General features: G+C 40.9%; 10 protein-coding genes. 2 read left to right on the top strand and 8 right to left on the bottom strand.

The genetic code is table 11. The features are described from left to right. Positions 1-148: 148 nt before the first annotated feature. From CWD91_RS00085 to CWD91_RS00075, 3 genes are all read right to left on the bottom strand, one after another. Complete coding sequence (locus CWD91_RS00085) at positions 149-1,063, bottom strand: alpha/beta hydrolase (RefSeq protein WP_103438928.1); 915 nt, start codon at positions 1,061-1,063, stop codon at positions 149-151. 1,052 nt (positions 1,064-2,115) lie between these two features. Next, complete coding sequence (locus tag CWD91_RS00080) at positions 2,116-4,194, bottom strand: M56 family metallopeptidase (RefSeq protein ID WP_103438927.1); 2,079 nt, start codon at positions 4,192-4,194, stop codon at positions 2,116-2,118. Beyond that, entirely contained in the window at positions 4,194-4,553 is a 360-nt protein-coding gene (locus CWD91_RS00075; RefSeq protein ID WP_103438926.1) for a BlaI/MecI/CopY family transcriptional regulator, read from the bottom strand. The genes CWD91_RS00080 and CWD91_RS00075 overlap by 1 nt, the downstream gene beginning before the upstream one ends. Before the next feature lie 327 nt (positions 4,554-4,880). Here CWD91_RS00075 and rimK point away from each other — a divergent pair, with 327 nt between their 5' ends. After that, the gene (gene rimK, locus CWD91_RS00070; RefSeq protein WP_103438925.1) at positions 4,881-5,756 is read left to right on the top strand and encodes a 30S ribosomal protein S6--L-glutamate ligase; all 876 of its coding nucleotides are present in this window, start codon (positions 4,881-4,883) and stop codon (positions 5,754-5,756) included. Further along, complete coding sequence (locus tag CWD91_RS00065) at positions 5,746-6,717, top strand: succinylglutamate desuccinylase/aspartoacylase family protein (protein ID WP_103438924.1); 972 nt, start codon at positions 5,746-5,748, stop codon at positions 6,715-6,717. The genes rimK and CWD91_RS00065 overlap by 11 nt, the downstream gene beginning before the upstream one ends. A gap of 101 nt (positions 6,718-6,818) precedes the next feature. On the opposite strand, the gene CWD91_RS00060 is transcribed toward CWD91_RS00065, so the two are convergent. The 5 genes from CWD91_RS00060 to CWD91_RS00040 all read right to left on the bottom strand — a co-directional run bounded on the left by CWD91_RS00060 (position 6,819) and on the right by CWD91_RS00040 (position 14,832). Then, positions 6,819-8,051, bottom strand: a complete 1,233-nt coding sequence (locus CWD91_RS00060; RefSeq protein ID WP_103438923.1) for a Gfo/Idh/MocA family protein — start codon at positions 8,049-8,051, stop codon at positions 6,819-6,821. 132 nt (positions 8,052-8,183) lie between these two features. Then, positions 8,184-9,158: a metallophosphoesterase family protein gene (locus tag CWD91_RS00055; protein WP_157943680.1), complete on the bottom strand. Its 975-nt coding sequence runs from the start codon at positions 9,156-9,158 to the stop codon at positions 8,184-8,186. A 79-nt stretch (positions 9,159-9,237) separates the two neighbouring features. Then, positions 9,238-10,488, bottom strand: a complete 1,251-nt coding sequence (locus CWD91_RS00050; protein WP_103438921.1) for an alpha/beta hydrolase — start codon at positions 10,486-10,488, stop codon at positions 9,238-9,240. Positions 10,489-10,584: 96 nt separating this feature from the next. Then, the gene (locus CWD91_RS00045) at positions 10,585-12,450 is read right to left on the bottom strand and encodes a right-handed parallel beta-helix repeat-containing protein (RefSeq protein WP_103438920.1); all 1,866 of its coding nucleotides are present in this window, start codon (positions 12,448-12,450) and stop codon (positions 10,585-10,587) included. Between the two features lie 84 nt (positions 12,451-12,534). Then, positions 12,535-14,832: a glycosyl hydrolase family 95 catalytic domain-containing protein gene (locus CWD91_RS00040; RefSeq protein ID WP_103438919.1), complete on the bottom strand. Its 2,298-nt coding sequence runs from the start codon at positions 14,830-14,832 to the stop codon at positions 12,535-12,537. Positions 14,833-14,849 lie beyond the last annotated feature (17 nt).

Below are 14,849 nucleotides of genomic sequence, written 5' to 3'. Positions count from 1 at the left end.
GTAAAGTTTTTTGGGCATGTCAAGTTATAATATCTGTACTTGGATATTGTCGGGTATAAGATAATTCCTTACAGACCATTGGACTATTTCTTTCTGTAAGTATTGTCGTTGCTTTATTAGGAACGATTAATTCCAAAAACTTTTGGAATTAATTATTTAAACTTTTGAGCCAGCCGATCCATTGATTCGTCCAAGTAGCCAAATGCGGGTCCTGCAGTCCCAACGCAAAACCATGACCGCCAATCGGGTAGATATGCATTTCTGTCGGAACCTTATTTTTCCTTAATGCCGCATAGAACATAAGACTGTTTTCAACGGGTACTCCCGGGTCGTCAGTGGCGTGCACCAAAAAAGTAGGTGGCGTATCGGCGGTAACCTGCAATTCGTTGGAAAAATGATCTACCATTTTTTGGGCAGGATTTTCTCCCAATAAGTTTTTTCTGGAACCACCATGGGTGTTAGGTTCCCCCATCGTAATTACGGGATAGGCAAGAGTCATAAAGTCGGGTCGCGCACTTAGGTTATCAATGGCATCTTTTTTGGGATACACGTCTTCATTATAGTGGGTGCCCAAAGTAGAAGCCAAATGTCCCCCTGCGGAGAAACCTATTATTCCAATGTTGTTGGGATCAATATTCCATTCAGCCGCTTTGGACCGAACCGTCCTTAAGGCGCGTTGTGCATCCTGCAGCGGTACTTTGTGTATTTCTGTTTGTGATTTTAAACTGGGCAAACGATATTTTACTACAATGCCTGCAATTCCTTTGGAGTTCAGTAATTTGGCAAAGTCGGTTCCTTCCCAATCATAGGCTAGAATTCCATAGCCACCACCAGGAAAAATTAATACCGCCTGTCCGGTCGCCGTTTTTTTAGCTGGTAGATATACTTCTATTTGTGGTACCTGGACCTTGGCTATTCTAATAATGTCCGCACTTACGACTTCCTCCTTTTCATCGGTTTTTATGGAGTTGGGAATATCGTTGGGCCAAATCGGGAGTACGGAGCTTTGGGCGTAAGTGGTCATAGTAATTAAACAGCTAAAAAGGAAAATAAATAATTTCATTATATTTTGGAAATAGGTTGATTTGGCTAAAGATAAAAAATATCGTTAAACAAGTGGTTTTTTGTTTTCAAGGGCATCTATAGTTCCAAAAAGAGTCCTTAAAATGGCAATTTTGCCGCTGCAGGGCTTAGAATGTTAATGCCTGAAGATTATTGAAAGTTTAATTTTGATGCATTTTGATTATAGTTGTTATTTTAAATAATTGGTAATGAAGTTAGTAGGTTTTTTTTAATTGTTCTGACTCTAAAACGATAATGGGGTTTTTAAAAATATTGATGTCCAATTGGCCTCCTCAGTCATTTCGAACGATAGAGAGAAACCGAAGGTTCACGAATACCCGTAAAATAGAAATGTCTAGAGCTAAATCTCACAAGCACTGTGCCCCCAATATGTGCGACTTCTCGTCGTCCCAAAAAAGGGACTCTGTCGAAGTGACTCCAACAGTCATTTCGAACGACCTGTAGGGAGGAGAAATCACACATCTAGCTCAAAAGCAAAGATTAGGCCTAACTAGTTTAAGCGGACTATAGCAACCAAAGTATTTGCGACTTTATAATTGTTGCAAAAGGGCAACTCATTTCGAAGTGACCCCTGCAGTCATTGCGACCAGAGGGAGAAATCACACAAGTAGCTAATATGCAGTTTCATGAATACCCTTAAGATAAATAATCCCTTATCAAAATCACACAACTGGCTACCTTCAAATCTAAGGCTTATTCAAATCCTACAGAAAAGTAAAATATGTACGACTTCTCTCCCTAAGGTAGCTATCTTGAGTTGCAAAAGGGCAACTCATTTCGAAGTGACCCCTGCAGTCATTTCGACCAGAGGGAGAAATCACACAAGTAGCTAATATGCAGTTTCATGAATACCCTTAAGATAAATAATCCCTTATCAAAATCACACAACTGGCTACCTTCAAATCTAAGGCTTATTCAAATTCTACAGAAAAGTCAAATATGTGCGACTTCTCTCCCTATAGCTATCTTGAGTTGCAAAAGGGCAACTCATTTCGAAGTGACTTATGAGGTTCTTTGTGAGCTTTAACTTCTCTACTCTTTCTTTGTAGTTATCTCTATTACCCCATGTTTGCCTTGTTTTCCAAATTTCTTTGTGGTTTCTGCACTTGGTAGAAAAGTAGCGGTGCTCTCAATTTGCGAATATTTCATGGTGGGCACATAGTTCTTTCCTTTGCTTACCCCATTTACAAAAATTATGGCTTTGTCCATTCCATTCTGTCTGAATGGTGTTAAATCATAAATGTCATTGGGGTCATCCATGTTAATTCGATAACCAACTTTCCATTTACTATTTGTAGTATTGGCCACTTTACTCTGAGGTATAGCGATACTTTCCAAGGAAGCTGTTGTATTATTGTTTCCATTGGCGTTGTGTTCTTGGACATTGATGTTGCTACTCGATTGGACCTTCCACTCACTTTTTTTGGTAATGATCTCTATTACTCCATTTTTTTCTCCTTTTTTACCATATTTATTTAGGGCTAATTCCCCTTTAAAAACGTTCATGCTTTCTATGGAACTTGGGGGGATGGTGCCAAAATTAAAATCTGCATCTTTTTCAACTCCGTCTATAACAAATAAGGGTTCCTTGTCGGATTTAATGTAGGTGTATGCATTGTTTTGGGTATTGACTAGGGATTTGTCGGCCACCATCGCGTTATGATAACTTTTAGTCGTAATCTCTATTACCCCATCTTTTGCTTTTTCTCCATATGTATTGGTGGCGGCAGCTCCCTTTAGGACATTAACACTATGAATATTGGACGGATCTATTCCAGTAGCTTTGGAGGCAACGGCTACTTCAACTCCATCTACAACATAAATCGGGTTAATAGGGCCAATAACTTTGGTCGTAGTTGTTGCCTCGTTGGTCTTCTTCTGATCATTTACTATTTTTTCAGTATCGCTTAGTTCTTTTGTTCGCATGGTGTAACCTACAGACATAAACTTCCCCTCTTTATCGATTTCCATACTAAAACTAAATGGTTTTATGCCATCTTCATGGGAGGTAGTACTTGAGCCTGATCCAGCTTCAGACCTAAAAAAGGAGTGTATGTCTGTAATGAGACCATGGGAATTGCGCGATATGTTTATGAATGATAATTCCACGTTATAGTCATTTTTAAGTGTGCTGGAGATGTTGTCAAGGTCTTCCTCTGTACTAGTCTTGTAGATGGTAAATTCAATTTTGGTGGTATCTGTGCTACCATTTTCTAAAGGGGATTCCTGTGCGTTTGTTGCCGTATTTACCCGTGTTATCGTTTTGGTATTAAAGGCCACTAAAAAGAAGGCAAGGAAGGGCACTACAAGGCTAAATTTCCAAGCCTGGTGTTTGTTTGATCTGTTTTTGTTTAACATGACGATTCGTTTTTTGATTGATGAAGTAAAAAATGGATTAATGATCGATAAGTATTGTTGGTCTGTTGAGGCGTTTTTCAGCAATAGGTATTGATATTCCTTAGAGCCTTCCATGTTTTTCGTAACACCCTGGTCTGCTATGTATTCCAAATTCTGTGAAAGCGATTTTTTGTAAAGCCAAACGAAGGGATTTGCCCATTGAAACGCAGAAAATATATGGATCAACAATATATCCAAAGAATGCCATTGCAGCGCGTGTATTTTTTCATGGGCAATTATTTTTTCCAGTTCATCGGGCTGGTGAATGGCCGGATTGTAAACTATGAGATTAAAAAAGGAAAAGGGAGAAGTATCAGCTTTGGACTCTATAAATCTAAAGCCTTTGCCATTAACGATTGTTCCCTTTTTTATCAATTGCCTTAAGGATAGTAGTTGCATTCCAAGTCGTCCAAGGAAAACGAGAACTCCACAGGCGTAAAGGATGGCAACTAGGTTCCACCAATCAAATGTAGGAGCACTTATAGGAGTGGATTCCATAGTCGTGGATTCGGCCAAAGTAAAGTGAAGGGGTTCTATCAGAACAATTTCGGTAAGTGTCCATAATGGAAAAAGTAGGGCCAATAAAATCCCTGAAATCAGGAACACTCTGTGTAAGGTAAAAAGGGTCTCTTTTTCTAGAAAAAGTTTAAAGCAGCACCAGAAAAGGGCTAGAATACCACTGCTTTTTACCAAGTAAATAAGGAATTCTTCCATTAGTTGCGTTTTTCTATATGTTTTATAATTTCTTTCAATTCTTCCACACTGATCTTGTCCTCTGTAGCAAAATGCGAGACCAGATTTTTATAGGAATTATTAAAATAATCCTCAATGGCTCCACTTATAAATTGTTTTCTATAATCCTCCTTGGCTACCACAGGATAATATTGGTGTGTGTTTCCATAGGCCTCGTGTGCTACATATCCCTTTTCTTCCAAATTTCGAATAATGGTGGAAAGGGTGTTGTAATGGGGTTTGTCCTCGGTGAACTTGGCAAGGACATCCTTAACAAAAGCCCTATCCAATCCCCATAAAATTTTCATTACTTCTTCCTCTTTATTGGTCAGTTTCTTCATTGCTGTTGAATTATATACTTGTTGGGCGTTACGGCAAAAGCCGTCAGGCTTTTTGTTACAAGTCCTCGTTCTGGCTTCCAGAACTGCGGGCTTTTCGCTCCAATCCTTAACGCAAGCCAAACATAAAACTATTTTTTTAGTTATGCAACTATAAAAATAGTTAAACAACTACAAATTTAGTAATACCATGGTATTAGATACATAATTAATAATTGTCCGCTATAGTCCAATCCAAAATAAATGGTGTATATTAATTTTTTGGTATGGCAATCAGATATAAGCTTGTTTTATCCCCTAAACTATATTTCATTAATCAATTAAAATAATATGAAAATCGTAATTCTCTCCCAGAACCCAAATCTTTATTCTACCAGTCGCTTAGTGGAAGCAGGAGAAAAGAAAGGCCATGAAATGTTGGTTGTAGATCATGGCAAGTGCGACTTGGTCATTGAAAAGAAAAAACCTGGACTTATTTACCAAGGGAAGGAAATCACCGGTGTTTCAGGGGTAATACCTAGGATAGGGGCATCCATAACTTTCTATGGTACCGCTGTGGTAAGGCAATTTGAGATGATGAAAATCTTTACCGCCGTAGAGTCACAGGCCTTGGTCCGTTCACGGGACAAATTGCGAAGCCTGCAAATTTTATCGCGTGCCGGTTTGGGTCTTCCTAAGACAGTATTCAGTAATTATTCCAGGGATGTGGGAACCATTATAGATAATGCCGGGGGCGCGCCGGTGGTCATAAAATTACTGGAAGGTACCCAGGGATTGGGAGTGGTGCTGGCGGACAACAGAAATTCCGCAGAATCCATATTGGAGGCTTTTAACGGCTTAAAGGCAAGGGTAATTGTACAGGAATTTATAAAAGAGGCCAAAGGTGCGGATATCAGGGCATTTGTGATAGATGGTGTGGTGGTCGGAGCCATGAAGAGACAAGGCAAAGAGGGAGAGTTCAGGTCCAACCTACATCGCGGTGGTTCGGCCAATATTATAGAATTGACAGATGAAGAGGAAAATGCGGCTATAAAAGCGGCCAGGGTTATGGGACTAGGAGTTGCCGGGGTAGATATGCTTCAATCCGCCAGAGGGCCATTGATTTTGGAAGTAAATTCATCTCCCGGTCTAGAGGGAATAGAAGCTGCTACCGGAAAGGATATTGCGGGTCTTATGATTAAATATGTGGAAAGACATGCCGAATAGGAAAAATGTATTATTGGGCCAAACCATTTTGCCTGGAAAGGGGATGCTGCTTAATCTGGATATTGCAAAATTGCATACCGGGACAAAAATTGAAGTTCCTATCATTGTACAACGGGGGAAAAAACCAGGACCTATTTTATTGATAACGGGCGGCATCCATGGGAATGAAGTTAATGGGGTAGAGATCATTCGCAAATTGATTTCCAAAAAATATAACAGGCCGGATTGTGGAACGGTCATATGTATCCCTGTGGTAAATATATTCGGTTTTCTGAACCAGTCAAGGCAGTTCCCCGATGGGCGCGATCTAAATAGAGTGTTTCCAGGGAGTCCCCGAGGTTCCTTGGCCAGTAGGTTCGCCTATCACCTTATGAAAGAAATTGCGCCAAAGGTAGATTATTGTATCGATTATCATACAGGAGCTGAAAGCCGATTTAATGTACCACAGACCAGGATAAATAAAGACGATGAACAATGCATGGAATTGGCAAAGGTATTTGGCGCACCATTTGTTGTATTGGCTAAAACTAGGGAGAAGTCGTTTCGGGAAGCTTTGGCCAAAATGGGTAAAAAAGTATTGCTTTTTGAAGGGGGAAAATCCTTGGATATAAACAACCAGATTACAAAGATGGGGATTGCAGGTGCGCTTAGGGTAATGGATCATTTGGGAATGAGGAATTTTACCGGAGAGTTAAAGCTCATGGAGGCTAGGTCTCCACACCCTGTGACCATTGGGTCATCCCAATGGATCAGGGCAAAATATTCTGGCATGTTTCACCCCTCCATTTCTTTAGGCAGTAAAGTGTCAAAGGGAGATCTTTTAGGGAATATATCCGATCCGTTTGGCAACTTTGAACGGAGAGTAAATGCGTTGACCGATGGATATATCATATGCATCAACCAATCTCCGATCGTAAATCAGGGCGATGCCATTTTTCATGTAGCACAGGATCAAACCTAAAAGTCCAGGTTTAGATTCCAGAACTGCCAGTTTTTCATTCCTATCCTTAAAGCAGGATAAAAATAATCATATAACCGGGGTTGTGATCAAGGTTTTGTATACTAGTCAAAACTGGGGATATTCATAGACTCACCTCCCTGTAGTGCGGATTTGTGCGCAACAATTCCTGGCGCAGTATACGCCAGTGATTCGTAAATATTGATTTCTGGATCACGGTTGTTTACAATTGCATCAATAAATTCGTGGGTTATAAAAGAATGGGAACCGTCATGTCCACTCCCATGCCTAAGTTCCGCAGGTAGCATATCCGTCTTCCACCACAAAGGCTGATCATATTTTTCTACCCTACTTTTATTGTTTTTAAAACCTGCGTCATCCTTGCCAATTTCACTGGATGCCCTTACCAAAGTTGAATCCCCTCCTCCATGCTCGGACATATAAAAACTCATTTTATCGCCCCGCCATTCTCCTCTTTCGACCTCGCGCAATGCACCTTTCCAGTTGACTTCTACACGAAAGGGTGTTCCTCTGTTGGTCTTGAAAAAGGCAGTTTCGTTCCAGAAGGGGTTATTGTATGGATTGTTTTTCAATAATGGACTATCATCTCCCCAGCCCATAGCGCTAACTTGGGTTAGCCGCTCCCCTGTTACGGAAATTAAGAACGAGGTGCAATGGGTAGGGTATAACATAGGTGGTACCCCGTGTCTCCAAGTGGCTTTGCCATCCTCAAAATATAGCTCCTCCAGTCCTGGATGATTATATTCGGCAGCGGCACTGAACACCTGCCCGAAAGCTCCCTCCTTATAAAACTTTTTAACCGATATGGTAGCCTGTCTATAAACGCTGGTTTCGGCCATCATGTACGTAAGTCCAGTTCGGTTCACCGCCTCCTTTAATTCATAACATTCCTCCAAGGTCCAAGCGGCGGGCACAGCGCACAAAACATGCTTCCCCGCGTTTAGGCTGGCCAAAACATGCTTAGCGTGATCCGGAGCTGGAGTGGCAATAAATACGGCTTCAACTTTAGGGTCCTGCAGCAATTTTTCCAAGGATTCATAACTTTTTTTGCATGAATATACCTCCATAAGATGGTTACGGCGATCGGAACGAAGATCACTTACTGCTTCTACAATGCAATTGGGGTGTTCATGGAAATAAAAACTGGCACCAAACCTTCCTCCAACAATACCTATTCTAACCTTTTTATTTACGACGGGTATGTTAGCATAAGCAAAATGAGGGGCTAAGGCCAAGGCGCTGCTTCCCAGTAATGCTGTGCCTAAAAATTTTCTTCGATCGGGATTGGCAGTGACACCATTTTTTATTGCTTTCATAACCTTCTCTTATTTCTATTTCGTGTGCTTAAAATTTAGTTACCAATTACATCCTATACTTCAGGGATTATGGAAAGTCTGCAATAGCCATAGTGTTTCTGTCCTAAAGTAAGGTCCCCTTTTGGTAAATTATCAATTAATATCGGCCTCGTCCCAGACCTTACCTGTTTTTGCATCTATCATTTGAATTGCTACCTGTTCTCCGTCAATCTTAACGGACAATACGTAAAACATAGATTCAGGGATATCGGTTTCCGTACCATCCGCAGCGTGGAATTTAAAAGGGGCAATTCCTTCACCTTGTTCCTCATCCACTTTTTTACCGTAATAAACATCTCCTTCAATAGCATCCTTTTCCCTTTTCAGTGAGTAGATACTGGCGCCAGCACCGGCAGAAATAATGTAATTGGTGCCATTTCTTTTAGTTCGGTAATAAATATGGTCATGTCCACTAAAAACAGCGGTGACATTGTATTTGTCAAATAGTTTGGTGGTCTCTGTTTCGGCGCCTTCCACATCTTCATAGGATTTGTTGCCCATGGTATAATGTGGACGGTGCTTGTATACAAAAATGTGTTTTCCTTTTGCCTTCCTTAACTCCCTTTTAAGCCATTTCAATTTTTTTGGGTCGTCTTTTACTTTTGGCCATGGCAAGGCAATAAATTTGGCGTTGCCATAGGTGAAACTATACATCGCCTTTTTCATCCCGAAGAAATTGCTGAAATTTTCTATGCCATCTTCCCCGCCAGATTCTTCATGGTTGCCTACGGTAGGCCACATAGGATATTTTCGCATAAACCAGCCCCCATCCTCGTCCAAGGTTTTGTAGTCTATCTTGCCTTGATCACCAGCACCTCGGTTCACTAGGTCGGCAGTGGTAATACAGAAATCGGGCTGCAACATATCTGCCCTTTTTAAAACACCCGGAAAATGTTCCGATCCCTTGGAATCCCCAAATACCAAGAAGTGCATTTGTGTAGGCTTCTTACCTTTTCTAGCCCTTAATTGATCCATTTTTGGCTCAGGGTTATACGGGTTTTCTGTACGTTGGGCATTGGAACTAAAAACGAACAACAGGGAAATCAGAAGGAGTTTAAATTGTGGCATAGTGTATTGATTTAAATGTATTGGTACAGTTTTATGTTGGACAAATTTTAATAAACCAATTGAATTGGTTTCATTTTTACTATTTGCCGATTGTATTTTCATTAATTGATATTACACTTGGGAATGAAAGGTATATGTCTCCCTTTTCAGACAGTGTGGTGTATATATTATGTATGGTTCGGGCTATCAATTCATTATGAATAATATTGCCTTTATATTTTACGATTATGGGTTGGTCCAGATCAAGCATGTTATCATTTACGAAAAGTTGAATACGGTCACTATAGTTATCCATTATCTCAATTTCGTTGGTCGACTTATTGTATTCAGCAGTAATTTTACCTTTTTCTACAATATAATCGTCTGGTGTGCCAAGCCAATAAAATCTATTATGATGCCTATTGTCCTGAACCCAGACTACTTTTTCGGGAATGGGGTTACGGGTATATTTTTTCATCCAGTGCAGGGCCACGGAATCATTAAGTTTCATCCAATGCCCTAATCCCTCATGTACTTGTACATCGTGTATATAAGCTTCGGGATCGTTACTTTTTAAGCTGTCCAATTTTATTCCCCATTGTTTGGCGAGTTCGTTTCTTTTATAGGCCTTGTCCAATGCGCCCATGTGGATTGAAAAAGGAATGTTCCTTAAGCTTAATGCGGATGCGTCCCCTGGATGACCTGCCATCATTGAAGCTGCCGCCCATCTATCGGCCATTCTAGGTGCCAATTGAAAAAGACCATCCCCGCCAGCGGAATACCCTAGGATATAGATCTTATTGGGATTTACATTTTCCTTAATAACAGCCATTTGAATAATAATGTTCAGAAAGTCATCGATATGCTCCTGATGCCATAGATCCCATGTATTGGTGGGGGCACGGAGGGCCATGTACACTCCTTCCATATTCTTAATAGTGGAGTCATATAGATGCTTTTGGTTTTCATATTGTCGGTCGTTTACTGCCGGTGGAGCTCCGCCACCTCCGTGCAATGATATAAATAGGCTTCTTCCGTCAATTGGTTCACTGCCAAAAATTTGATAATAAAAAGGCATTGTTAATCCATTGCTGGATAATAATCTGTTATCCCATTGTTGATCAAAGTTGTCCAACATTTCTGTTTTCTTGTCGGCCAATAGAAGGGCTGTGGCAGATGCTGCCTCACTTTTTGTTAGGGGTATCTGGGAAAAACTTATGTTTTCCAAGGGTACTCTATTCATTGTAGGCGTGGACAGCCAGTTTTTTAATTCCTGGATTTGTGCGTTGGTATTAAAGATACTTAGCGTACTTACAATTACAATGGAAAGTACTTGTCTTTTTAGATACATGCCTTAAGGGAGATTTTTGCGTTTTAATTAATTTATTGGTTTTCAAAGATGGTACTTTTCTAATAAAATCTAATCCTTGGATACTTTTATTTAACCTTATTTTGGAATTGTTGAGAGGTTTATTAGGGACTTCCGAAATTTCGAAATCGTTTTATTGAGGATTTTATCAAAATCCTCTTTTTCACTATTAATTACTTGGTTTCCCACCTTTTCAATATCTTCCTCCATGGTGCTATTGTAGGCAATTCCCGGTATTGTTGAATGTGAAAATAAATAGTTGTCCTTTACCATATTGGTCGAAGCTCTATGAAACCGTAAGGGGGATTTGGCAATATTATAGATTAGGTTGTTTTCTACCAATACATCTTTGGTTCCTTCATCCAAAAACATCCCATTACTTTCCGCTCTCCCAGCGTTGACCGAGATATCGTGTATATGGTTGCCAATCAATTTGCTTCCCGGTTGTAATCCCAACATATAAATTCCCCCACCGTCACTGAGGCTTTGCATTACATGGTGAATATGATTGTTTTCTATGGTGTTGTCCCTACAGGGGGTAGGTTCCGGACTCCACATCCAACCTATCGAAATGCCCGTGTAGGGTAAATTGTATATCTCATTCTTCTTCAACACTGTTTTAGCAGTTAGTCCGCACCATATACCAACGGCACCATAGAATTGCACTCCGCAATTGGAAATATCGCAGTCCTCCACCGTATTCCCAAGGACAGCTTGTTGAGGGGCCACTTTCCACCAAGGTTCACCTGAAACGAGTCTATCTTGCCCTTCGCCTATCATAATCCCATTTCCAGAAATATCCTGAAGCTTGCAATTTTTAATGGTGCAATTACTACTGCCGGTTCCCAGCCAAATGCCGCTTCCACCCAAGGAGGAGAATTCACAGTTTTCAAATCGAATATTGGTCCCCCAGCTGGTCCGGATAGCGGCTGGAACCACCGCCCATTCTTTATCGCCCTTTTGCGTATCAAAATGACAGGCCTGAATTCCCGCATAGGTCTGGTTAGGGATATCCCATTTACAATGTTGGAAGTTAATTCCTTCAAAACTAACATTGGAAATGTGGCGCTGTTCACTGCCCAATACTATCAAAAGGGATTCCGCGATTGGCACCTCTATGTATAGTTGTACCGGGTCAATATTTAATGGTAATTTAAGGTAAACTTTAGATGCGTGGCTGTCCAAATACCATTCGTATTCCATATCCAAAAATTCGATATCATTTTCCAAATAATACCGTGGGTGTGGCTCCCAATTGTCAAGATTAAAAAAGTCCAAGCCTTTGGCACCGATCCAATCCGCGGCACTGATTGAATTTATGTTCTTGTCAATGTTTTTAATGGGAATTCGGGTAATGGACCAATCGTGTAATACAACCAGTTCTACTTCTTTAGGGTTTTTTGGATGTGGAAAGTCGCCCGTACGATAAGTAAAATTGGTTCGTCTATCAGCCCCAACTTCATTTACCCTCAGGTATTCATTGTTTGGATGCCTGGCACGCACAGCGCGTTTGCCTTTAACGAACAGCTCACGAAAACCAACAAGATTTTTGGGTATTTTCGAAACCCAAATCCCATCCCCTAAATTAGTCCATTCCCTAAGTTCCAATGCCCCGGAAATTGTAGGCTTTGAGCCTTTAACCGCCTTAAATTCAAAGGGAATACCACTATTCTTTACGGTTGAATCTATAACAATGGGATTACTTATACGGTAGATTCCATCATTAAGCCAAACCACTATTTTGGGCAGTTTGGAGGAATCCATGTTTCCCAATATTGCAGTGGCCTTATGAAGTGTTTTTATCGGTTTTTCAAAAGTCCCAGGGTTGGAATCATAGCCAGATGGTGAAACATAGATTTCTCTAATTTCCTGTGCCAAAGTAAGTTTGGCCATCAAAATAAGGACTGTAAAAAAAAGTATTTTAAGTCGCGATTCTCTTTTCATATTTCTGGCCGTTTTTGATATCCCTTTCAGTTATAATTTGAAGCATCAAATTATTTTGCATACCCAGGGCGAGGTTCTTTTTCGCTAAGGTTTAAGCCATATTTCTTGACCTGGATCGGTTTGTAGGATCAGTGTATCGCCATCCCAGGTATGGATTGTTTTATCTTCGATGGTAATTTCTTCTTTCTGAAAGGGGTTCTTAAGCTTAATTTCCCCTCCTTTTTCGGAGATGATTTTTACCCATTTCACAACCCCGGCTTCTTTTTGTGCGGATACCAGAAAGGCACCTTCTGTCCTTAGTTTACTAAAGCTTACATTTTTCCACTCAGAGGGAATGGCTGGAAATAGTAGTACCGTTCCGGTGTGACTTTGTATCAGCATTTCCTGTAGTCCTGCGGCATAGGCAAAGTTGCCTTCCAGGGTGAACGGTCTATAGGTGAAATTGGATTTTCCCGACCCCGACTGATCTCCATTGACGTGAAAACTATTGGGCAGTACAAAGGAACTGGCAAAGTCTTTTAAGGCTTTTGCTGCACCTTCCCCATCATGGGCCCTTGCCTTTAAGTTGGCCAACCAGCTAAAGGAATATCCTACCCATTGGCTAGAGCCGGTTGCGTCCAAATTGGCAATGGTCTTTTCTATAATCCCAATGTCCTTTGCACCGTTTGCAAAATCGATTAACCCTAAGGGATGTATTGCCATTAAATGGGAGAAGTGGCGGTGCGATTCATTAAAAGGCAAGCTAGGGGAAAACATAAGTCCCGTTTCATCCACAGCATAATCCGGCCACTCTTTAAGGCTTGCATTCCATTTTTGTGCTTCTTCTTTCAGCCCAAGCTCCAAGGCTAGTTCAGACGCATGTGAATATGTCCATTTAATTAATGCCAGGTCAAAATTGGTCATCTCGCCAAACCAGGCTTCACGTGAATTATTATGGATTTCGGGACTGGAACTAAGGGGTAGTTTTCTTTTTCCATCTTCACCCAAAACGGACAATTCGTCAAAATGAATGGCAACCTCTTTGATCCAAGGATATGCCTCATTCTTTAGAAAATCGCGATCCATGGAATAGCGCCAATGTAGATAAAAATGTTGCCCCAGCCAAGCCCCGACAGTAGGTCCAAAGGAATATTGGATCCAACCGCCCATTGGGTCTCCTGTTAGAGTGGTAACGCCCGGAACGTTAAGTCCGTTAGTACCATAGAAATCTTTGGTATACTTTTTAAATGTAGGTTTGTATTGGGTGAGCCAATCGATAAACCCTTGTTCCAAATCCAAATGATTGCCGGAATAGGTTGGCCAATAACTTAGTTGTGTGTTTAGATCATGGTGAAAATCGCCTTTCCAAGGCGGCAATTTGCCATTATCCGCGGTCCAAACACTTTGAAGCGATATTGGTGGCGCCCCTTGTCTGGCTGCCGACCCCAATTTGTACATTTCCATATACCATTGGTTTTGCAAAACAGAATCTGGGATCTTAATGGTAGACTGGTTCCAGAAGGAATTCCACCAATCATTATGACTTTTCATGGAGGATTCAATTCCCTGTTGAAGCGATTTTGTTACCACCTGTTCAGCAGTTTCTTTAGTTTCCTTTTCCGAGGATTGGGAGCTGATGCTCCAACTACCTTGTATACCTGAAGGGGTAGGTTTCCACTGGGTGTGCACTTGAAATTTAAAGTCGGACCAACCCTTTTGGTCATAGGTGATAAAATGGTCCTTTTGGGTAACCTTTCCACCATCATAATTCAGTCTTCTAAGGTCCTGTCCTGTTACTGGATTATCTGCGCCGGCCTGCTTTACTGAAACATATGCGGGTGGAATTATGGAAGGGTCTAGATCTCCCGATACATTTTCAAAGGAATACCAGCCTATGGGTTCTGAAGCATGCACAAAGGTTTTTAGCAGGGCTCCATTTTTCCATTTTACCTCGCAAATTGCCGAATCCAAATTCAGTATTACCGATTCCACTTCTCCAAAGCCACTGACATTAAATTCCAAGGCTCCTCCAGGAATTTTGGAAGGTGCCGGTAAATTGTCATATGGAACATCATAGCGTTCCTGAACCTTGTTGTAAGTATTCTTCTCCCATTGATCCTTTACCCAGTCAAATCCGAAATCCTTAAAATTCAAATTTTCCATGGGGCGCAGGTCCCAAAGGTCAGCTCTGTCCAGGGATAATCGCAGTTTTCCGTCTTTTTGCCATACCAAGGCCCCTACTGTACCATTTCCTAAAGGAATGGCTTCATCCCAAGTAGTGGCCAATTGATCGAATTTAAGTTTATATTTGGGAATTCGGTCGAGTTCCACTTTTTTTGGTTCAGAATTACAACTGGCCATCATGAGAATTATGGCTAGGATGTACATTATTTTAGTCTTCATATGTTTTATTTTATTGC

The sequence above is a fragment of the Arenibacter hampyeongensis genome (assembly GCF_002909255.1).
GTDB lineage: Bacteria > Bacteroidota > Bacteroidia > Flavobacteriales > Flavobacteriaceae > Arenibacter > Arenibacter hampyeongensis.
This window is presented reverse-complemented; position numbering and strand designations above follow the sequence as displayed.

Bases quoted from the DNA above. Each gene is read 5' to 3' on its own strand.
- CWD91_RS00075 (WP_103438926.1), bottom strand. From the start codon at position 4,553: ATGAAGAAACTGACCAATAAAGAGGAAGAAGTAATGAAAATTTTATGG.
- CWD91_RS00045 (WP_103438920.1), bottom strand. From the start codon at position 12,450: ATGAAAAGAGAATCGCGACTTAAAATACTTTTTTTTACAGTCCTTATT.
- rimK (WP_103438925.1), top strand. From the start codon at position 4,881: ATGAAAATCGTAATTCTCTCCCAGAACCCAAATCTTTATTCTACCAGT.
- CWD91_RS00085 (WP_103438928.1), bottom strand. From the start codon at position 1,063: ATGAAATTATTTATTTTCCTTTTTAGCTGTTTAATTACTATGACCACT.
- CWD91_RS00050 (WP_103438921.1), bottom strand. From the start codon at position 10,488: ATGTATCTAAAAAGACAAGTACTTTCCATTGTAATTGTAAGTACGCTA.
- CWD91_RS00065 (WP_103438924.1), top strand. From the start codon at position 5,746: ATGCCGAATAGGAAAAATGTATTATTGGGCCAAACCATTTTGCCTGGA.
- CWD91_RS00080 (WP_103438927.1), bottom strand. From the start codon at position 4,194: ATGGAAGAATTCCTTATTTACTTGGTAAAAAGCAGTGGTATTCTAGCC.
- CWD91_RS00040 (WP_103438919.1), bottom strand. From the start codon at position 14,832: ATGAAGACTAAAATAATGTACATCCTAGCCATAATTCTCATGATGGCC.
- CWD91_RS00055 (WP_157943680.1), bottom strand. From the start codon at position 9,158: ATGCCACAATTTAAACTCCTTCTGATTTCCCTGTTGTTCGTTTTTAGT.
- CWD91_RS00060 (WP_103438923.1), bottom strand. From the start codon at position 8,051: ATGAAAGCAATAAAAAATGGTGTCACTGCCAATCCCGATCGAAGAAAA.